The organism is Clostridium sp. Marseille-P3244 (assembly GCF_900120155.1).
Taxonomy (GTDB): domain Bacteria; phylum Bacillota; class Clostridia; order Lachnospirales; family Lachnospiraceae; genus Mediterraneibacter.
This window is the reverse complement of record NZ_LT635549.1, coordinates 1,394,542-1,412,598: the sequence shown is the minus strand read 5'-3', so window position 1 is coordinate 1,412,598 and position 18,057 is coordinate 1,394,542. Positions and strand designations below refer to the sequence as shown.

24 protein-coding genes are annotated in these 18,057 nt (G+C 51.6%); all 24 read right to left on the bottom strand.

What is annotated here, in order from left to right; translation table 11 throughout:
- Window positions 1–54 precede the first annotated feature (54 nt).
- The 24 genes from BQ7367_RS08520 to BQ7367_RS08410 all read right to left on the bottom strand — a co-directional run bounded on the left by BQ7367_RS08520 (window position 55) and on the right by BQ7367_RS08410 (window position 17,919).
- Window positions 55–405, bottom strand: a complete 351-nt coding sequence (locus tag BQ7367_RS08520; RefSeq protein ID WP_159431645.1) for an SdpI family protein — start codon at window positions 403–405, stop codon at window positions 55–57.
- Between the two features lie 60 nt (window positions 406–465).
- Complete coding sequence (locus tag BQ7367_RS08515) at window positions 466–828, bottom strand: hypothetical protein (protein ID WP_072525049.1); 363 nt, start codon at window positions 826–828, stop codon at window positions 466–468.
- 3 nt (window positions 829–831) lie between these two features.
- Complete coding sequence (locus BQ7367_RS14250) at window positions 832–3,990, bottom strand: phage tail tape measure protein (RefSeq protein ID WP_083588908.1); 3,159 nt, start codon at window positions 3,988–3,990, stop codon at window positions 832–834.
- Between the two features lie 111 nt (window positions 3,991–4,101).
- Window positions 4,102–4,881: a hypothetical protein gene (locus tag BQ7367_RS08505; protein WP_143142975.1), complete on the bottom strand. Its 780-nt coding sequence runs from the start codon at window positions 4,879–4,881 to the stop codon at window positions 4,102–4,104.
- 93 nt (window positions 4,882–4,974) lie between these two features.
- On the bottom strand, window positions 4,975–5,139 hold the full coding sequence (locus BQ7367_RS14605) for a hypothetical protein (RefSeq protein WP_166430228.1): 165 nt from the start codon (window positions 5,137–5,139) through the stop codon (window positions 4,975–4,977).
- Window positions 5,136–5,513 (bottom strand): hypothetical protein, encoded by a 378-nt coding sequence (locus BQ7367_RS08500; protein ID WP_072525047.1) that lies wholly within the window; start codon window positions 5,511–5,513, stop codon window positions 5,136–5,138. The genes BQ7367_RS14605 and BQ7367_RS08500 overlap by 4 nt, the downstream gene beginning before the upstream one ends.
- On the bottom strand, window positions 5,510–6,148 hold the full coding sequence (locus tag BQ7367_RS08495) for a major tail protein (protein WP_072525046.1): 639 nt from the start codon (window positions 6,146–6,148) through the stop codon (window positions 5,510–5,512). Before BQ7367_RS08495 ends, BQ7367_RS08500 begins: the two co-directional genes overlap by 4 nt.
- Window positions 6,129–6,470 (bottom strand): hypothetical protein, encoded by a 342-nt coding sequence (locus tag BQ7367_RS08490; RefSeq protein ID WP_072525045.1) that lies wholly within the window; start codon window positions 6,468–6,470, stop codon window positions 6,129–6,131. Before BQ7367_RS08490 ends, BQ7367_RS08495 begins: the two co-directional genes overlap by 20 nt.
- Window positions 6,463–6,846, bottom strand: a complete 384-nt coding sequence (locus BQ7367_RS08485; RefSeq protein ID WP_072525044.1) for an HK97 gp10 family phage protein — start codon at window positions 6,844–6,846, stop codon at window positions 6,463–6,465. Before BQ7367_RS08485 ends, BQ7367_RS08490 begins: the two co-directional genes overlap by 8 nt.
- Window positions 6,847–6,848: 2 nt before the next feature.
- The gene (locus BQ7367_RS08480; RefSeq protein WP_072525043.1) at window positions 6,849–7,181 is read right to left on the bottom strand and encodes a phage head closure protein; all 333 of its coding nucleotides are present in this window, start codon (window positions 7,179–7,181) and stop codon (window positions 6,849–6,851) included.
- Complete coding sequence (locus BQ7367_RS08475) at window positions 7,181–7,456, bottom strand: head-tail connector protein (RefSeq protein WP_072525042.1); 276 nt, start codon at window positions 7,454–7,456, stop codon at window positions 7,181–7,183. The genes BQ7367_RS08480 and BQ7367_RS08475 overlap by 1 nt, the downstream gene beginning before the upstream one ends.
- A 73-nt stretch (window positions 7,457–7,529) precedes the next feature.
- The gene (locus BQ7367_RS08470) at window positions 7,530–8,735 is read right to left on the bottom strand and encodes a phage major capsid protein (RefSeq protein WP_072525041.1); all 1,206 of its coding nucleotides are present in this window, start codon (window positions 8,733–8,735) and stop codon (window positions 7,530–7,532) included.
- A 14-nt stretch (window positions 8,736–8,749) separates the two neighbouring features.
- Window positions 8,750–9,490 (bottom strand): head maturation protease, ClpP-related, encoded by a 741-nt coding sequence (locus BQ7367_RS08465; RefSeq protein ID WP_072525040.1) that lies wholly within the window; start codon window positions 9,488–9,490, stop codon window positions 8,750–8,752.
- The gene (locus BQ7367_RS08460; protein WP_072525039.1) at window positions 9,487–10,788 is read right to left on the bottom strand and encodes a phage portal protein; all 1,302 of its coding nucleotides are present in this window, start codon (window positions 10,786–10,788) and stop codon (window positions 9,487–9,489) included. Before BQ7367_RS08460 ends, BQ7367_RS08465 begins: the two co-directional genes overlap by 4 nt.
- Before the next feature lie 12 nt (window positions 10,789–10,800).
- A complete protein-coding gene (locus BQ7367_RS08455) occupies window positions 10,801–12,402 on the bottom strand; it encodes a terminase large subunit (protein WP_200786782.1) in 1,602 nt (533 codons plus the stop codon).
- The gene (locus BQ7367_RS08450; RefSeq protein ID WP_072525037.1) at window positions 12,380–13,495 is read right to left on the bottom strand and encodes a DNA cytosine methyltransferase; all 1,116 of its coding nucleotides are present in this window, start codon (window positions 13,493–13,495) and stop codon (window positions 12,380–12,382) included. Before BQ7367_RS08450 ends, BQ7367_RS08455 begins: the two co-directional genes overlap by 23 nt.
- Window positions 13,446–13,940, bottom strand: a complete 495-nt coding sequence (locus BQ7367_RS08445; RefSeq protein WP_072525036.1) for a ParB N-terminal domain-containing protein — start codon at window positions 13,938–13,940, stop codon at window positions 13,446–13,448. The genes BQ7367_RS08450 and BQ7367_RS08445 overlap by 50 nt, the downstream gene beginning before the upstream one ends.
- A complete protein-coding gene (locus BQ7367_RS08440; protein WP_072525035.1) occupies window positions 13,937–14,377 on the bottom strand; it encodes a ParB N-terminal domain-containing protein in 441 nt (146 codons plus the stop codon). The genes BQ7367_RS08445 and BQ7367_RS08440 overlap by 4 nt, the downstream gene beginning before the upstream one ends.
- A gap of 10 nt (window positions 14,378–14,387) precedes the next feature.
- Window positions 14,388–14,927, bottom strand: coding sequence for a P27 family phage terminase small subunit (locus BQ7367_RS08435; protein WP_072525034.1), 540 nt, complete (start codon window positions 14,925–14,927; stop codon window positions 14,388–14,390).
- Window positions 14,928–15,080: 153 nt separating this feature from the next.
- The gene (locus tag BQ7367_RS08430) at window positions 15,081–15,443 is read right to left on the bottom strand and encodes an HNH endonuclease signature motif containing protein (protein ID WP_072526149.1); all 363 of its coding nucleotides are present in this window, start codon (window positions 15,441–15,443) and stop codon (window positions 15,081–15,083) included.
- A 115-nt stretch (window positions 15,444–15,558) separates the two neighbouring features.
- Window positions 15,559–15,990, bottom strand: a complete 432-nt coding sequence (locus BQ7367_RS08425; RefSeq protein ID WP_072525033.1) for a DUF1492 domain-containing protein — start codon at window positions 15,988–15,990, stop codon at window positions 15,559–15,561.
- A gap of 61 nt (window positions 15,991–16,051) precedes the next feature.
- Window positions 16,052–16,294 carry a hypothetical protein gene (locus BQ7367_RS08420; RefSeq protein ID WP_072525032.1) on the bottom strand — a complete coding sequence of 81 codons (243 nt, stop codon included), beginning with the start codon at window positions 16,292–16,294 and terminating at the stop codon, window positions 16,052–16,054.
- Window positions 16,281–17,657, bottom strand: coding sequence for an SNF2-related protein (locus BQ7367_RS08415; protein WP_072525031.1), 1,377 nt, complete (start codon window positions 17,655–17,657; stop codon window positions 16,281–16,283). Before BQ7367_RS08415 ends, BQ7367_RS08420 begins: the two co-directional genes overlap by 14 nt.
- Window positions 17,638–17,919 (bottom strand): VRR-NUC domain-containing protein, encoded by a 282-nt coding sequence (locus tag BQ7367_RS08410; protein WP_072525030.1) that lies wholly within the window; start codon window positions 17,917–17,919, stop codon window positions 17,638–17,640. The genes BQ7367_RS08415 and BQ7367_RS08410 overlap by 20 nt, the downstream gene beginning before the upstream one ends.
- Between the last annotated feature and the right edge of the window lie 138 nt (window positions 17,920–18,057).

Genomic DNA, 18,057 nt, shown 5'->3' with positions numbered 1-18,057 from the left:
TCAACAACTTAGGATTGACCGATTTGACTTTAATTTTATTGCAGAGAATGGTAGTTATTTCTTTATTAATTTTACTGGCAACACCAAAATGGCTAATATTGTAGCTATACTGTATATAAAGAATATTATTATTGTTATATTCATATTTGCTTTAAGCAGATATAAAATTGCGGAAACAATTATACCGATAACCGCAAACAAAGCACATAAATTTCCTGCAACATTATTTGCATAGTCCCACTTTTCTTTATTTTCCATTATCTTTTTATTGTGGTATCCTACCCTAAAATCAGGAAATTGAGTATGCTTTTTCTTTAATACAACTGATAAAATCCCTAAAATAAATGCAAAAACAATATAGAGCATGAACAAAAAGAATTTTCCCATGAATACTCTACCTCCCACACAATTTCCAATTCGTTTTTCTCAAATATACCACAATTTCCCCCAAAAAAGAATACACATTCAAAACTCCCTCAGCGTAAAACTCACCGTCCACAGACCTTTCCGAGAAGTATCCTTTACCAGAGAAGCCTTATATCCTTCCACATACATCTCCGCCGTATTCAAAGCCAGCGTCTCTGTATCAAAATACCCCACGGTAATCTTTTCCTGCTGCTTAAACTCCGTCAGGATCTTCAGCCACTTTGCCGAAACAGAAAATGTCACCGGGATGCTCACCACGCCTGCGCGCACCACATCTCGCTGCATTGTACCAGCTTCCGTCTCCCCGCCGGAATCCGCCTCCACATCATCCATCTGTACTTCATAGGAATCCGGCAAAGGGAGGGCTATCCCGTCAAAGGTCAGATATTGTATAAATGCCATGGTTTACCTCCCTCCTGACCGCAGGTTCTGTCTTGCCTGCGCTGTCACTACCAGTTCATCCAGAAGCGTCCCGCCGACATACACCGGGATCACAATATTCCCCTGCGAGCCGGAAAAGCCTGCCAATGCTTCTGACACCGCAGAAGAGATCCCGGAGATCAGGTCGGATATGTTCCCGCCGGATAAAGCGCCATTGGCATAGCCATACTCTGGCCCGTTCATTTTCGGGGAAATCACCATATCCGAAGCCACATCCCGGACAGCTTTCTCCACCAGGTTCCGGTTCTTCTCAATGCCGCTCGCCAGCCCCTTCATGAAGTCCGGCATCCAGGTCTCATAATCTGCCAGCGGCCCCTCATCCGGAGCCGAGAAGTGCAGGAAAGATCGGATCCGGTCAGCCAGACCGGAAATTGTGTTGATCACACTCTGGATCATGCTGGAAATCCCGTTGATCAGCCCCTGAATGAAATCTTTCCCCCACTGGAACGCCTGTCCCGGCAGCCCGGTGATAAACCGGATGGCGGAAGAAAATCCATTGCTTACAACCGAATACAGCCCGGAAAGGGCGGAGCCAATCCCGGAAACCATCCGCTGGAAAGCGGACACCGCCGCTTCACGCAAGGTGGATGCGATATTCACCACCGTGGTCTTGATGCCGTTCCAGACAGAAGACGCCGTCTGCTTCATGGCGGACCAGATCTGAGAGGCAAACTGGGACAGAGCCGAAAGCACAGTTTCCACGCCCTGCTTCAGTCCCGAAGCTGCAGAAGTCACCACCTGCCGGATTCCCGACCAGATCTGGGAAGCCGCATTTCTGATATTGTTCCAGATATTGGCCGCATCGAAGGCAAACTGGGAGAAATTTCCTGTCACCAAATCGATCAGCAGAAGCACCGGAGCCAAGATCACATTTTTCAGCAGTTCAAAAGCGCCGGAGGCAATCTGGCAAATTCCCGACCAGATCCCCTGCAGAGTATTTTTCGCATTCTCCCACAAAGAAGTAATCGTTGTCACCACCAGCTGGACAATGGGATTCTGCAGGATTGCGTTCCAGGTATTCGCGAAAAACGCGGATACCTGTGACCACAGGCCGCTCCACCAGTCCGGGATGGCAGAAAAAAAGCTGATGAAGATCTGGAACGCTGCCGGGATCGTCTCCGTAAAAAAGACTGCCAACCCGTTCCATAATTCCATCAGCTTTTGGGATACCGTCTGCCACAGGTTCCCGAACCATTCCGTAATCGCTCCCCAGTTTTTGACGATAGCGATGATCCCGGCAATGGCCGCCGCCACCCCGGCAATAATGCCGATCACGGGAAGCAGGGAGATGTTCAGTGCCCCGAAGGACACCGCCAGGGCCGCGATTACCGGCGTCAATGCGGTAAACGCCACCAGCAAAGCCCCAAGGATCACCACAAAATTCTGCACCGGCTCAGGCAGCATGCCGAATACCTCGCTCACTGCTGTGATGATGGCCACCAGGGGCGGCAGCACCACGTTGGCCAGCTCCACGATCTTTTCTCCCAGAGGCACCAGCGCCTGCTGCAGCTTCCTCGTATTGGCTTCCATCTCCTGCATAGGCGTCTGTGTCTGGCTGAACAGATTTTCCGCTGACCCGGCAACGCTGTCATAAGTCTCTCCCACAGAAGTCAGGGAAGTAATAAATTTTAGGTTCCCGTCCTCAGCCATGGTCCCAAATGCCTGGGCCGCCATGTTCAGGGCTTCCTGCTGGCTGGTGCAGTTTCCAATATCTGCCACAATGGAATCGATTACCTGCTTCTGGGTGGCCTCCCCGTTCTGCCATGCAAGGAATAAAGATTGGGTCTTCTGGGAATACAGGTCAATGGAATCCCCGATGGTTCCATCCGCCAGACGGGTGGTCACCTCATTGACCGCGTCATTGACCTTGTCCAGGTTATAAGCGCCTCCCTGCAGGCCATTCTGCAGAAGCTGAAAATACTCGGAAGCAGAATACCCAGCCTGCTCAAATTTCCCGGCATACTCGGACAGGTTATCCCCCAACTCATTGGTCTTGTCCAAGCCGTTCTGCGTACCTCGGACAATATAATCCATGGCCTCCTGTGCGGTCAGGCCATACTGCTTCATCAGAGAGTTGACGCCCCGAAGGGTCTCATTCATGTCGATCCCGTACAGTTCTTCCAGCGTCAGCGCCTGCTTGGTAAGGTTCGTAAGGTCAGTATCGGAAAGCTCTCCCAGATTCTTCTTGACCATGATGACCGCTTCCGCCACCGCGTCCATACTCTGGCCCACGCCGGAGCCGTACACGTTTTTCACGATTTCAGCGCTGGCTTCCGCCGCCTCCCCGGTCTCCCCGAAGTAGGCGTTTACTTTAGAAACGGCCGTCTCAATCTCCGCATAAGCGGATACCGCCTTATCTCCCACATCCTGGATCTTATCCCCCACCACAGATAACTGGTCAGCGGCTTCCATAAGCGCTGCACCCTTGGTGGCCTGGGCAATCTCCCCGATGTCATCCGCAGCGTCCTGAGCAGCGTCACCCACATCATTCAGATCATTGATCAGATTTCGTACCGCCTGCCCGTCATCTACTGTATCCAGGGCGTCTGTCAGCTGCTTAATGTCTGCCTTCCCGCCGGTGACCGCCTTCCCGATCTTCTCCACAGCGGTTTTCAGTTGATCAGAAGAAGCCGTCCCATTCCGGATCGCCGTCACCAGGCGGCTCCCCAGCACATCGGCGTAATCATCCACACTGGAACCTGTAGCCGCAAACAGCTTATTCAGCCGCTCCGTATTGGATGCCAGCCGCTCCTGCTCTGACTGCAAACCAGACAAGTCTGCCTTATACCGGTTCAGCGCTCCACGGGTTTCTTCTACTTCACGTTGGAAAGCCATGTACCGGTCTTTCCCCAGGTCACCACGTTCAAAGGCTTTCGCCACATCCTCCTGGGCCTGTTCCAGGGCTTCCAGCTTCTTTTCCGTATCCCCGATGGCCGACTGCAGAAGTTCCTGCTTCTGCGCCAGAAGGATGGTGTTGGACGGATCCAGTTTCAGAAGGTTATTTACATCCCGAAGCTGGCTCTGGGTCTTCTTTATGGAATTGTTCACTGCGGCAAGCGACTTTTCCAGTCCTCTGGTATCGCCGCCAATCTCCACTGTAATGCCCTTAATCCGGCTTGCCATGTGTTGCCACCTCCTGAAAATGGACATAGAAAAAGCCCGGATTTCTCCGAGCTTTTTACAAAGGATTCCTCACAATTATGCAAATATTAAATGATTTTTAAACGTATTACTCTAGTTGAATTTTTTGATTTCATCAAGAATACTTATGTAATTGATTATCCCAATATCATTATTTTTATAATCTATCGGCATAATCAAAGAAATCAAGTCGTTAAAATATTCTTCAAATTTTTCGTGATACGATAATAATAACTCCTGAATATAATTAGGATCATATGTTTCTCTTTTAAGAGGCATTTCAATATTGGGATCAAAAAGAAACTTTGATATATCTTCTTTAGAGAAACCTTTAAAATACATCATACCACGATGTTTTATGCTATTATATATGCTTCTAATGTCTCTGACTGTCTTTTCATCTCCAAAGCATATTATCAAGTCCTTTATTCTTTTTGCTTTATCTACATTTTGTGCTATTGCACAATTTAATTGTGAATGTACATTGTCTTCTGTACATAACTTTTCCATTTCCTTATATTTCTTTTGAACCAAATAAGCAAAAGAACTGGGCTGAATATAAGCCCATACCACTTGCCAACTCAAATCAAGACATATTGCATATTCCATAAGAGCATCTTTTAAAAATTTCGTCTTTATGTATAATCTACTGATCTCATTATCGGCACACAAATCTCCATAATTTTTGTAATTGGCTTGTAGTAATGAAGCTCTTGCATCACAAAATGTATGGTATACATCATTGATTTTATGCCCTGCAGCCAATACAGAAGGATCCGTTTTAATATATCTCACATATTGAGCATCCATCGGTTCGTATTCATGCCAGTTTTCAAATTTTTTATCATTTCTCAACTCTTGAATATCCATCATATTTTCTCCCCATCTCAATTTGCTCTACTCTACATTAAAAATAGGGGATATTTCTCCCTACTCAATTATAGCAAGGATGAGAACTATAAACAATCAGAACCTATCAAAATCCTCCTGCGTGGCCACTACCGCATACTTATGCTCATCGTTCCGGCTCTCCACATACATATCATTCACCATCCCAATGGTCAGCAGATCCAGATCCCGGATGGACAGCCCCAGCTGCACGCACCGCAGGAGGAACAGAGGTGTTGTCATTTCCCGGTCAGTCGGGCGAAGTTTTTTTTAGCCTGCACATCCGTCTGGGTGTTCAGCCCCCACAGTTCAATGATCTGGGGCAGCACCTGATAAATGGAAAAGGTGTTGAACCCATCCAGCCATTCCTCCGGCGTATCCGGGATGGACGGGTCAGCGTGCTTCGCCATCACATAGGCGATGTTCTCAAACATTTCCAGGGAAAACAGGTCCAGGTTGGAATTCTCCGGGTCATTCTTGTCAATCCCCTTTTCCAGATCCCGCAGGTCCTTATAAATATCCCGGTGGAACCGCATCCGGTAGATCCGGGGGATAGCGGCGGAGGCCTTAAAAGTGACCTCCTGCCCGTCAATCATGATATTCCGTTTCATGCTCATAAGGTCTCCCCTCCTGTCTCATCATCTGTCCCTTGCTGGCCGGACTGCTGTGTCCCGGAGGTATCCGGCGTCACCTCCGGCAGATACACCGCTGTATACCAGCCCGTATAAACGGTATCCGTGGTGCTGTCCCCGGTACGGGCCTTCACATACCCATTGGCCAGGGGCGCCGCCGTGATGGCCAGCGTTTCCGTCTGTACCTCGATCTCCTCTTCATTGGTCGCGGACTCGATATTGGGCCTGGCCGCAGAGCAGTTATACAGCACATGTCGGATCTTCTTCACATCCCCATCAAATTCAAAAAGCAGGGCAAAGTTCGCTGTTTCCACATTGGCGCTCTCCACCAGCACGCTGTTGTCATCCAAGGATTCCTTCAGCACATCCGTCCGGAAACTCTCCGGCACCATGGCCAGTTCCAGATCCCCCTCATAACCCATGTTATTGGAGATCGTATAATAAGCGTACCCATCCGCATAAAAATTGGACGGCTCTCCATTCGGCTCCAAAGACAAGGATACCGCTCCAGGCATAGCCACCGGCGTCCCAAAGGTCACCTCCCCGTCATCATCCACTGTAATCAACGCGTAATGCACGTTGCAGATATTAAATTTTACTTTATTCTTCTTTGTAGACATTTCCTACTCCCTCCATCTCAAAAGAGTACAGAACCTCATACAGCTTTTCGCTTTCGATCCAGGTTTCCGTCTTGTTATAAAAAACTCCTGCCGCATCCAGGGCATCCTCCATCTTCCTCTCCGCGGCTAAATCCTTCTGGTCCGTATATAATTCCACCCGCACCTCGCTGATCCGGTAATAGACCTTCCCATCCGCGGAAAAGTTATCGCTCCCCGGCAGCAGGTAGCAAAGGAACGGCGGATCCGGCGCTTCCCCTTCCGCGAAATGGTCATAAGCATAGGGGAAGCCGGTGCTTTTCAAAATATCCAGAAGTTTATCCATCCCTCAGGCTCCTTTCGATCTCTTCTTCCAGCTGCCGGATCCCCTTCTCCTCCGCCGGGGCGATATGGGCTTTGCCCTCCACCCGTCCGCCGCCCCGCTTTGCATGGCCATACTCCAGCAGATGGGCCAGCTGGTAGCGGTTTTTGGAATGGACGGTCAGCGTCAGGCTGGTGGAAGTTTCTTTTGTTTTCTTTACCGCCCAGCTTTTGGCGTAGTCCCCGGTATCCTTCGGGGCGTTGGCACGGATCTCCTTCCTTACCGTCTCCCCGGTATCCCGAACCGCCTGTTTCACATCTTCGACAGCCAGATCCGCATATTCCTCCAATGTCTCCATAACAGCGTCCGCCAGATCCCCGATCTGCACGGTCTGTCCCATAGTCACCGCCTCGCTTTCTCACACCGGAACTTCAGCGCTTTCTTCTTATAGTTCATGTGGTCCACAGCCGCGATATTGTAGATCTCCCCTTGAAACAGGATACGGAACCCGTCCGCCGTTACCTCCGCCGCCCGTTTACAAAAACGGATGGTAAAAGCAATGTCAGAATCCGCAACCGTCAATCCGGCTGCTGCCTTTTCCTGCCCGCTTTCCCCGCTGACCGTGGCATGGCAGGTATAATAATCCTCCCAGACATTTTTTCGGTTTCCGATATCGTCCGCAGCTACGGAGTTTTTCTGGAATGTCACTTTCACATTCAGAAGAGCGATCTCCATCAGAACGCCTCCTTCCGGCTGCCGAAGAGCAGGGAGCGCAGCGTCAGGACCAGGGCATGGTGGTCGGCTTCCTCCCGGTGTTCATACAGATAGGCCACGGTATACATCACCGCCGGTTTTCCATTCTCCGCCTCCTGCAGGCCGCTTTCCTCGTCTGTGCGCAGGATATCCATGCACATCCGCTCCGCTGATGCCAAAAGCGCAGTGATCAGCCCGTCATCCTCACTGTCATCCACCCGGAGGTAATTTTTCATTTCTTCCAGGGTCACCAGCATCCTTCCTGCCCTCCTTTACTATCGGCAGTGCCTCTGTAACTGAAGGCACCGCCTTTTTTCTCATATCAATCCATCAGGAACCTGCCTTCTGCGCCAGTACCTTCACTGCCTCGGAAAGCACCAGCTTCCCATCTACCCTCTGGGAGCCAAGGAAACCCACCTGGCCGTTGGCGGCATACAGTTCATTCAGCCGTTTAAAGGAACGCCCCTGCCGGTCCGCGATCCAGTAATAGCTGAAATCGCCGAAGGCAATGGTCTTTGCCCCCGCCGCGATCACCGGCATATAGGCAGAAGTCTTCACCGGCCTGCCAAGGAGCGTATCCGGCGTACCGGCCGCAAGGGAAGGCTGCCACAGGTACTGCCCCGTGGAGTCCTTCAGTTTCCGCACCGCCTTGATGGTAGAATCGTTCAGCACCCATACTGCCTTCTTCCGATAGGGAGATTTCAGGGAATAGAACAGATCCATCAGTTCATCCGCCGTAATGGCTGTAGAGGAAGCTGCCGTCACCCCTGTTTCAGCGCCGCCGGTGGCCGCAAGGACACCCAAGGGTTTCCCGGAGCCGTCCCCGGTAAAGAACGCCTCTTCCTCCTTCGCCCCGATCCGGCGGGCGAATTCCTTCGCAATATAAGATTCCAGGTCAAAAACGCTGTCATTAAGAAGTTCCTCAGATACCTTGATCATGGTACCCACCTTGTAGGCCCCGATGGATACCTGGCCGAAGGAATCATCACTCTCCGTGTAGGCCCCTTCCTCATCAATCCAGGACGCCGTTCCCTTCGTTGCCACCACCGGGATCTTCCGGTCGCCGCTGGAAGTGCGGATCACGTTTGCCAGCTGGCGGAACACATTTTCCTCTTCCAGGGCTTCCACCAGGGTACGTTCATACTCATCCGGCACAAGATACCCGCCCTCGGAATCCGTGCCCTCTTCCAGGGCATTGACCACGTTGGGAAGCGGCACCTTGGAGCGCATGGCGTTCCAGAAGTTCGTTTTATATTCCTCCGAAGCGCGGCCGGTCTTTTCCTTTCCCGCACTGCCGGATGCAGGACGTCCGGTCAGGGGCTGATTCACCGGCTGGGACAGTTCCCTCTCAAAGGCTTCCTGCCGCTCCATCCTGGCAATCTCTTTTCCCAGATCCGTAATTTCCTGTTCCATACGGGTATAGGCGGCGTCATCCTCCGCAGACAGCACACCTTTTTCATTCCTGTGGGAATCCAGAAAGGCTTTCGCTGCCTCCCACGCCTTCGCCCTCTTTTCTCTCAGCTCTAAAATCGTCATCGTCATGTCCTCCTCTAATTCTTCAATAAATTAAGCCGCTCATAGAGACTGTCTACGCTGCGGCCTGTCGGTTCGGTTTTCGGTTTTGTCCTGCACTTTGCCGCGATCTTATCCATTAAGGAATTGACTGCGGCGGCTTCGGAATAGAGCATAGATACCGCAGGAGGTTCTGCGTCCTCCGGGAATCCTTCACGGCTTAAAATACCGTCCGCGAACCCCAGTTCCACTGCTTTCCCGGCATCCATCCAGGTCTCCGCGTCCATCATGTGGGACAGCTTTGTCCGGGACAGGCCGGTCTTGATCTCATAGGCGTTGATGATGGAATCCTTCACGCTTTCCAGCATCTCAATAGCCTTCTGCATTTCTCCGGAATCTCCCCAGGCGATGGTGGCCGGGTTATGGATCATCAGCATGCCTACCGGCGAGATCAGTACCTTCGTTCCTGCCATGGCGATCACGCTTGCCGCGGATGCCGCGATCCCATCGATCTTTACCGTGACATTCCCTTTATAATCCATCAGCATGTTGTAGATCTGTGCCGCGGCCACACAGTCCCCGCCGGGGCTGTTGATCCAAACCGTGATATCGCCGTTTCCCGCCATCAGCTCTTCCTTAAAAAGAGCCGGCGTGACTTCATCGTCATACCAGCTCTCTTCCGCAATCGTTCCGTTCAGGAACAGCACTCTCTCAACGCTCTCTTTGCCGGAATCCTGATCCCGGATCTTCCTGCTTTTCCAGTTCCAAAATTTTTTCATCGGATTTCTTCTCCTTTCCCCATTGCCGCAAGATCCTCTCCCCCTGCGGCAGCCTCCTGCCGAGATGTCCCAAACAATCCGGCATCCGCAAGCTTCGTCATGTTCCCATTGATCAGGTACAGATCCCCGCCCTGCTCCGCCGGGATCCGGTCCAGGTTTTCCAGTTCCCGGATATCATTGGCGCTCATCCAGCCGTTCTGCCTTGCCGTGGCGTAGCCGTTCATCCGGCTCTGGTAGTCCCCGCGAAGCAGGCCGTCCACGTTGAACTTGATGAAATACTGCTTTTTCTCTTCCCTGGACAGTAAAGAGCGCACCATGGACTGCTCCCACCGGGACACCCAGGGATCCAAAGTATACTTCACGAATTCCAGGGACTGCTGCTCGATGTTGTTGAAAGACGACTTTTCCAGATCCCCGATCATATGGGGCGGAACCCGGAAGATCCGGGCGATCTCATCCAGCTGGAACTTCCTTGTTTCCAGAAACTGCGCCTGCTCCGGCGAGATAGAGATGGGCGTGTACTTCATCCCTTCCTCCAGCACCGCCACCTTGTTGGCGTTCCCGCTTCCTCCGAAGGTCCTCTGCCAGCTTTCCCGCACCCGACTGGGATCTTTAATCGTCCCCGGATGCTCCAGCACCCCGGAAGGCGCCGCGCCGTTGGCGAAAAACTTCGCCCCGTATTCCTCGCAGGCCATGGCCATGCCGATGGCGTTCTTCGCCATAGCGATGGGCGAATAGCCCACCAGCCCGTCAAATCCCAGACCTGGGATATGCAGCACTTCATATGGGGACAGCCGGACAATGGATCCCTTCATGGTAGGCGCGTCATCGGAATACAGGGTGTACTCGTAGTACAGCTGCCCCTTGTCATCCCTGTCCACATACATCCGGTCCGCCATCAGGGGATATAAGGCCACCACCTCGCCCCTTCCGTTCCGGATGATCTGGGCGTAGGCATTGCCCCACAAAAGCAGGTGCGTCATCAGCGTCTCCCGGAACACGAAAGACGTCATCTCCGGGTTCGGCTCGTCATGGAGCAAAAAATAAAGCGGATGTTCCACCGCTTTCTCTTTCCCGCCATCATCGGTATATCTATAGAATTGTAATGGCAGGCTGGCCACCGCCTCCGACAGGATCCTCACGCAGGAGTACACCGCCGTCATCTGCATGGCCGTCCGTTCATTCACCCGCTTCCCGGATGTACTCCCTCCCATAAAGAAGGTATAGCCGCTGCCGGAAGTCCGATTCTCCGGCTTATCCCTGCTCCTTCCAAATCCAAACAAACTTAAGATTCCCATCAAAACCTCCTATCAAAATACCAGCAGTCCCCTGGTATCGTAAACAGATTCCCCTGTATCATTCCCGCACCGGATCGCCCGGTCCAGCCCCATGATCGCCGCGATCGCTCCATCGATCTTCTCCGTGGACTTCTCCTTATCCGCCTTGATATTCCCCGCCGGATCGGTACGGATGAAGATGTTGTCCATCATCCACCGCAGCACCGGATGCCCGCCGTGGGCGATCCTCTGCTCCAATGTCAGCTTCATCAGCTCCTTGGTAGGCGGCGACATATCCTTAAATCCCTGACCGAAGGGAACCACCGTGAATCCCATGCCTTCCAGGTTCTGGACCATCTGCACGGCGCCCCACCGGTCAAAAGCAATCTCCCGGATGTTGAACCGTTCCCCCAGGCGTTCAATGAATTTCTCAATATATCCGTAATGCACCACATTCCCCTCCGTGGTCTGCAGGAAACCCTGCCGCTCCCACACATCATAGGGGACATGATCCCTGCGCACCCGCAGATCCAGCGTCTCTTCCGGAATCCAGAAATACGGGAGCAGCTGAAACTTATCTTCCTCATCCAGAGGCGGGAACACCAGGACAAACGCCGTGATGTCCGTGGTGGAGGAAAGATCCAGGCCGCCGTAGCAGACCCTTCCTTCCAGTTCCTCTTCATTGACCGCGAAGGCGCATTGATCCCATTTCTCCATCGGCATCCAGCGCACCGCCTGCTTCACCCACTGGTTCAGCCGCAGCTGCCGGAAGGAGTTTTCCTCTCCTGGATTCTGCTTTGCTGACTCGCAGGCTGCCCTCACCTTGTCCATCCCCACCGTGATGTCCAGAGACGGGTTGGCCTTCTTCCAGACCTTCGGATCAGTCCAGTCGTCACCCTCATCCGCCCCATAGATCACCGGGTAAAAAGTCGGGTCGATCTTCCGGCCTTCCAGGATATCCTTTGCCTTCTGGTGCGTCTCATAGCAGATGGAGTTGGTATCCGTCCCTGCTGTAGTGATCAGGAAATACAGAGGCTGCATCCTGGCATCGCCGGAACCCTTTGTCATAACATCGAACAGCTTCCGGTTCGGCTGGGTATGCAGCTCATCAAAGACAACTCCATGAATATTAAACCCATGCTTGCTGTAGGCCTCCGCAGACAGCACCTGATAAAAACTGTTGGTCGGCTGATAGATGATCCTCTTCTGGGAAGCCAGGATCTTCACCCGCTTATTTAAGGCCGGACACATCCGCACCATATCCGCCGCCACTTCAAAAACAATGGACGCCTGCTGCCGGTCTGCGGCACAGCCATACACTTCCGCCCGTTCCTCACCATCTCCGCAGCAGAGCAGAAGGGCCACTGCCGCAGCCAGTTCCGATTTTCCTTGCTTCTTAGGGATCTCAATGTATGCGGTATTAAACTGCCGGTAGCCGTTCGGCTTGATGGTGCCAAACACATCCCGGATGATCTGCTCCTGCCAGTCGATTAGTTCAAAGGGCTTCCCGGCCCAGGTGCCTTTGGTGTGGCACAGGCACTCGATAAAGTTCACGGCAAAATCTGCCGCTTCCTCATCGTAAACAGAATCCTTCGCCTTGAACTTTGTCGGCTTATATTTCTTCAGTTTCCGCATCTTCATCCGCATCACCGCCTTTCAGCCACTGCCGGTACACCTGCTCGGAGATTTTCGCCATCATCACCGGCGGAACACTCATCCCGCAAATATACTGGACACTCTGTCCCATAAAATCATAATCCTGCGGGAAGGTCTGGCAGCTGATGATATCCTTATCCGTCATCAGCAGGCCATCGCACATCCGGTAAAGGCTGCTGCCGGAAACGATTGTCTGCACCGGTTCCTCATCCCTGTTGATCGGAGTGGAAAAACCGTTGTTCTTCACCTTCCGCACCCGCTCATTGATATCCGCGATACAGCGGTCCGTCGGAATCCGGTATTTCAGAAGCTTCGCCTGCATGCTGTCCGGATCCATCGGCTTGCCATACGGCTCCCGGACATCCCCAAACGGGATCGGCTTAGAATGGAACTCCATAGACAGCTTCGGATATTTCAGGTCTTTCCGATGGGCAATAAAAAAGACGCGCTCCCTTTTCTGAGGCACTCCCATCCTCGCCGCGTTGAACAAAAAGATCTGCACTGTATATCCTGCGTCATCAAACCCCTTCACGATCTGGTTGACCCAGCCCTTGGCATTTCCAATGATGATCCCCTTCACATTCTCCGCGATCACAGCCTTCGGCTGCAGTCTCTTCGCTATCGCTATAAAATAAAGGAACAGATCATCCAGCCGCTGCTTTGCCTGCCCTTCACGGAATACCTTTTCCGTATTCCATCCTTCTTCTCTGGCTCCGGCTGTGGAAAACACGGAGCAAGGCGGCGAACCGTCCAGCACATCCAGATGGAATAACTCTTCCGGAATCTTTTCATCCGGCAATTTCAGAAAATCCCTGACATCCATAAGAAATGAATGCTTCGGATGATTGTTCTGCTTATAAACCTTCATCATATCGGGATCGATCTCGCAGCTACCCACGACATCATATCCTGCCAGCTTGTATCCCATCGAGGAACCGCCGCCACAGGAAAAACAGGAAAACACAGTATGCCCATGCTTCGGTCTTTTCTCCAGTTCCGACAGGCTCCACTTCCACGGAAACTCAGTTGAACCGGAAACCACAGTTCGGGCATTCGTATTTGAACTTTTCATCTCCAAACACCTCCGCATCTATTTCCGTGGTACCGGTCAGTTCCTTTTCAGAACCGCTGCTGCCGTCACTATCTACAGGCAGGTCGGCCGCCATGCCCAAAAAATCGAACCCTTCCAGATCCAGTCCTTCCAGTTCGACTTCCAACTTCATCAGATCCCATGTTGCCTTTTCGCCGATTTTGTTATCCAGGAACCGATATTTCTTCTTCTGTTCCTCCGTCAGCCCATCGCAGATCAGGCATTCCGCATCATCTATACCAAGAGCGACAAGCGCCTTGTATCTGGTATGGCCTGCGATGATCACATAATTCTCATCTACGATGATCGGCGTAATATAGGAACACTGGCGAATACTTTCCGCAACAGCATTCACCGCATTATCGTTTTTTCTCGGATTATTCTTGTATGGTTCTATATCAGCCAGCTTTAATCTCTGAAGCTTCATACCTCGAACACCTCCCCGCAGCACGGACAGGTCATCGTCTTAGGGCCTGCCTCTTCCGTTTCATCATCAGGAATCGCAATCTCAGGCTGTCCGAAATCATATCCCTGAAAATCCACATCACACAATTCCGCACTCAGCTTCCTTTGATCCCAGGAAGCCATCTCAGCCGTTTTGTTGTCATACAGACGATACTTTTTCTTCTGCGCTTCCGTCAGATCGGAAACGATAACCACTTCACATTCCTGATACCCCAGCTTCTTCAAAGCTTTATATCTCGTGTGTCCGGCCAGGATCATGCCATCCTCATCAATGATGATTGGTGCGATGTAAGAACACTGCCGGATGCTCTCCGCAACATCGTCCACCGCCTCATCATTGACCCTCGGATTATTCTCATACGGCTTTAATTCTGAAAGCCTTTTTCTTACATACTCCATCCAAGTCCTCCTATCCCCGTTTCCGTGCAGACAGCAGATGCTCCATCAGGTCATCGTGGGGATTGGCGCCGCCGTACTCCACGGAACAGTTTTCCTTCACAATCTGATAAATCTGATACCAGCACTGGTTTACCTGCTTCAAATAATTCTGGCTCATGGTCACATACGGAGAAGTGATCGCCGCCCCTGTGGTCGGATGCTTCGCCAGAAAACCGTATTCAGAAATACAGGTTTCGCACTGCACCCACCGGGACACCGACATAGCGTACTGCTCAATCAGCTGGGTATTCACCAGCCGGTCACATCCCCGCTCCTTCAGCCAGAGGAATGTAGACCGGAACACATCCTCCGCGCAGAGATCGATGCCGCTTTTCTGAGCCGCCTTTAAAAACTCCTTCACCGGAGGCACGTCCTCGCCGCTGATCTCTTCCGGCTCCGGAAGGTCAATGACCGATGCCGCCAGCCCGCTGCCGATCTTTTCCGTCAGCGCTTTGGATTTCCTGCCAGAGCCAACCCTGGCACCGCCGCGCATCGTTCCATCTTTCGCCATGTTCCTCTCACCTCCTCGTCCTCTCCCCACGAAGCAAGCTTCGCGGGAACCCCAGACTTGCAGGGGATAATTCCCCGTTTGATTTCTCGTTTTTGTGCGTGACACCCCCGCACCGTTCCCCGGAGGCTGTTCCCGTGGAGATTTTACCCGCCCCTACCGGGCTTTTCTCCACCGATCTCCCCTCTCGGCGTGCTCACGGGAATGGCACGACTTGCACAACGCGATCAGATTTCTCCGGTCATGAGTGCCGCCTTCACTCAGCGGCAGCTTGTGGTGGATCTCTTCCGTCTCCACAAGAATCCCTCGTTCAAAGCACCTCTCGCAGAAAGGATGCTCTGCCGCATACTTATCCCGGATCCTCTTCCAGGCTCGACCATACTTTCTCTTGGTATTCTTGTCTCTGCCATACTTCTCATAATCGCTGTTCACTTTGCTCTGATGCTCTGGACAATACCGTCCATCCGTCAGGTTGGGACAGCCCGGATAAGCACAGGGCTTCTTTGGTTTTCTCGGCATCTGTCCACCTTCTTTCTTCCACAGAAAAAGCCGCTGCAGATTTTCTCCGCAACGGCCTGTTTTCATTTTTGCCATCTTAACTATATCATACTTCCATACTGCACATCTATAGCATTTACTGCCAACTTTCAGGGATCACGATTTTTTTCAGCGTCTCGTCATGGAGCCGGAACACTTTCCTCATGCTCATGTTCAGCGTTGTAGCGATCTGCTCCCATTTCACCATCCGCAGATACCTCTCTTCCAAAATGATCTGGCATTCTGGATCTTCCACCTGCTTGATACACCGGCGGATCACCTGCTTCAGGTTCAGAAGTTCATTGGCATCCTCCTGGATCTCCCTCTGCAGATCCAGAATCTTCACAATGATGTCCTCTGTTTTGTGGATGTTCCGGTTCGGGCTGCCAGGCATGTCACTCATGGTCGAGGTTGCTTTTATCGCCAATTCATTCAAGGAAGCTACCTGCTCCAGCTTGCTGTTGATCCGCTCATCCATATAATACGCTTTCATCAAAAAGTTCTTAACCGCCGTCTGCTGTTTATCCATAAGCCACCTCCGATTGAAATCCGTAAATAGTTCTCCTCGGATTGCCTCCCTTGATTGACTCTCATTCCTTCACTTCGTCCTGAAGTCTTCGAATCAGATATTCTCCGTCAACGGTTGTCAGCTGACTGTACCAGCCAGAACGGAAAAAACTCTCAACTCTCATGGCTTCATCTATTGTCTCCCGATCCTCCGGCTTCCATTTGATCCGCTTTAGCGCCGCTCGGTAATCCGTGACAGCCTGCAGGATAATGGCGTTCGCCAACCGTTCATAAGGATCCTCTGCCAGGTTCTTAGTTCCCGTCATCTGCTGTCACCTCTGCCTTCACTGCATCAATCAGCCTGGTCTGTGTAGCATCTTTTGCGGATAACGCCTTCATGATCCGCTCATCTACAGTACCTGCTGTCAGGATGTGCTGTACCACCACAGTTCCGGATTCCTGTCCCTGTCTCCAAAGCCTGGCTATCGTCTGCTGATACAGTTCCAAGCTCCATATCATCCCAAACCACACCAGAGTACTCCCGCCGCTCTGCAGATTCAGCCCATGTCCCGCAGAAGCCGGATGTATCAGCCCAACCTCCAGCCTTCCCGCATTCCAATCACAGATACTTTTGTCCGTATCCAGCTTTCCATAACGCACTCCCCGGGCATCCAGTCTTCTGGAAATCCGTATCAGGTCATGCTTATACCAATAGGCCACCAGAAGACTCTTTCCATTCGCTGCTTCAATCATATCCTCCAAGGCATCCAGCTTCCGGTCATGGATCTTCTCTATCCCGCCCGTATCGGAATACACAGCGCCATTTGCCATCTGCGTCAGCTTCCCGGATAAAGAGGCAGCGTTCGCAGCTGTAACCTCTCCACCCGGAAGGCTTACAACCAGATCATGCTTCATCTGCTCATATTTCCTGCACTCATCCTCATCCATGTAGACCATATATTCTGAATTTACCAATTCCGGCATCTTCAGATGGTCCGTTCCCTTCATGGAAATCGTAATATCCGAAATCCGGTTGTAGATTCTCCTGTCTGCCCCCGGCCTTAAACGGTAGCTGTACACAACGGGTCCGTTCATCTGATCCGGCACAAAATAATCCAGCCGGTACTGGCTGATAAATCTTCCCAGGCGTTCCCCCATATCCAGGATCTTGTACTCGGCGAATAAATCCATCAATCCATTGGAAGAAGGCGTCCCGGTCAGCCCCACGATCCGTTTTACCTTCGGCCGCACCTTCATCAATGCCCGAAATCTCTTTGCCTGCCAATTTTTAAAGGATGACAGCTCATCGATCACCACCATGTCATAATCAAAAGGCAGGCCGCTCTTCTCAATCAGCCAAGGGATGTTTTCCCGGTTGATGATATAAATATCTGCATCCACCATAAGGGCTCTCCTCCTCTCTGCCGCTGTACCGACTACTATGGAGTACCTGAGTCCCTTCAGCTGATCCCATTTCTGAATTTCTGTTGACCAGGTATGTTTTGCGACCCTTAACGGCGCTATAATCAGCACCTTCGACACCTCAAAGCGATCAAATATCAGGTCATTCAGAGCCGCCAGCACTATACTGGTCTTGCCCATCCCCATATCCAGCAGAATTGCTGCTATCGGATGTTCCTTTATAAAATTTATCGCATATTTCTGATAATCATGTGGCTTGTATCTCATCTAAAATCCCTCCGATTTTCTCCGGACCATCAAGTACATACACCGAAAATCCAAGTTTCTCCATAAGCCTGTGCCTGGATACCTGTAGCGGCCTTGGCATCTTCCCAGGAGCCTTAATCTCCACAAATCCAAAATGCCTTCCCGGCAGAAGCACGATCCGATCCGGCATTCCGTCAAATCCCGGTGAAACGAACTTGGGACAGATCCCGCCTCTGGCCTTTACGGCCTGAACCAGTTTCTGCTCCACCTGTTTCTCTCTCATAGCTCCTCCATCAATCGAATTTATGGTGCAGGGGGTGCAGGACATTTCTATATTCCCCTTATAGGGATTTTTCTTGAAAAAATTCTCTATACGCGATATAGGTAATAGTCCTGCAACCCCTGCACCTTTTCGTTATTA

Coding starts and splice junctions, on each gene's coding strand:
- BQ7367_RS08515 (WP_072525049.1), bottom strand. CDS start 828: ATGGCATTTATACAATATCTGACCTTTGACGGGATAGCCCTCCCTTTG.
- BQ7367_RS14250 (WP_083588908.1), bottom strand. CDS start 3,990: ATGGCAAGCCGGATTAAGGGCATTACAGTGGAGATTGGCGGCGATACC.
- BQ7367_RS08505 (WP_143142975.1), bottom strand. CDS start 4,881: ATGATGGATATTCAAGAGTTGAGAAATGATAAAAAATTTGAAAACTGG.
- BQ7367_RS14605 (WP_166430228.1), bottom strand. CDS start 5,139: ATGACAACACCTCTGTTCCTCCTGCGGTGCGTGCAGCTGGGGCTGTCC.
- BQ7367_RS08500 (WP_072525047.1), bottom strand. CDS start 5,513: ATGAGCATGAAACGGAATATCATGATTGACGGGCAGGAGGTCACTTTT.
- BQ7367_RS08495 (WP_072525046.1), bottom strand. CDS start 6,148: ATGTCTACAAAGAAGAATAAAGTAAAATTTAATATCTGCAACGTGCAT.
- BQ7367_RS08490 (WP_072525045.1), bottom strand. CDS start 6,470: ATGGATAAACTTCTGGATATTTTGAAAAGCACCGGCTTCCCCTATGCT.
- BQ7367_RS08485 (WP_072525044.1), bottom strand. CDS start 6,846: ATGGGACAGACCGTGCAGATCGGGGATCTGGCGGACGCTGTTATGGAG.
- BQ7367_RS08480 (WP_072525043.1), bottom strand. CDS start 7,181: ATGGAGATCGCTCTTCTGAATGTGAAAGTGACATTCCAGAAAAACTCC.
- BQ7367_RS08475 (WP_072525042.1), bottom strand. CDS start 7,456: ATGCTGGTGACCCTGGAAGAAATGAAAAATTACCTCCGGGTGGATGAC.
- BQ7367_RS08470 (WP_072525041.1), bottom strand. CDS start 8,735: ATGACGATTTTAGAGCTGAGAGAAAAGAGGGCGAAGGCGTGGGAGGCA.
- BQ7367_RS08465 (WP_072525040.1), bottom strand. CDS start 9,490: ATGAAAAAATTTTGGAACTGGAAAAGCAGGAAGATCCGGGATCAGGAT.
- BQ7367_RS08460 (WP_072525039.1), bottom strand. CDS start 10,788: ATGGGAATCTTAAGTTTGTTTGGATTTGGAAGGAGCAGGGATAAGCCG.
- BQ7367_RS08455 (WP_200786782.1), bottom strand. CDS start 12,402: ATGCGGAAACTGAAGAAATATAAGCCGACAAAGTTCAAGGCGAAGGAT.
- BQ7367_RS08450 (WP_072525037.1), bottom strand. CDS start 13,495: ATGAAAAGTTCAAATACGAATGCCCGAACTGTGGTTTCCGGTTCAACT.
- BQ7367_RS08445 (WP_072525036.1), bottom strand. CDS start 13,940: ATGAAGCTTCAGAGATTAAAGCTGGCTGATATAGAACCATACAAGAAT.
- BQ7367_RS08440 (WP_072525035.1), bottom strand. CDS start 14,377: ATGGAGTATGTAAGAAAAAGGCTTTCAGAATTAAAGCCGTATGAGAAT.
- BQ7367_RS08435 (WP_072525034.1), bottom strand. CDS start 14,927: ATGGCGAAAGATGGAACGATGCGCGGCGGTGCCAGGGTTGGCTCTGGC.
- BQ7367_RS08430 (WP_072526149.1), bottom strand. CDS start 15,443: ATGCCGAGAAAACCAAAGAAGCCCTGTGCTTATCCGGGCTGTCCCAAC.
- BQ7367_RS08425 (WP_072525033.1), bottom strand. CDS start 15,990: ATGGATAAACAGCAGACGGCGGTTAAGAACTTTTTGATGAAAGCGTAT.
- BQ7367_RS08420 (WP_072525032.1), bottom strand. CDS start 16,294: ATGACGGGAACTAAGAACCTGGCAGAGGATCCTTATGAACGGTTGGCG.
- BQ7367_RS08415 (WP_072525031.1), bottom strand. CDS start 17,657: ATGAGATACAAGCCACATGATTATCAGAAATATGCGATAAATTTTATA.
- BQ7367_RS08410 (WP_072525030.1), bottom strand. CDS start 17,919: ATGAGAGAGAAACAGGTGGAGCAGAAACTGGTTCAGGCCGTAAAGGCC.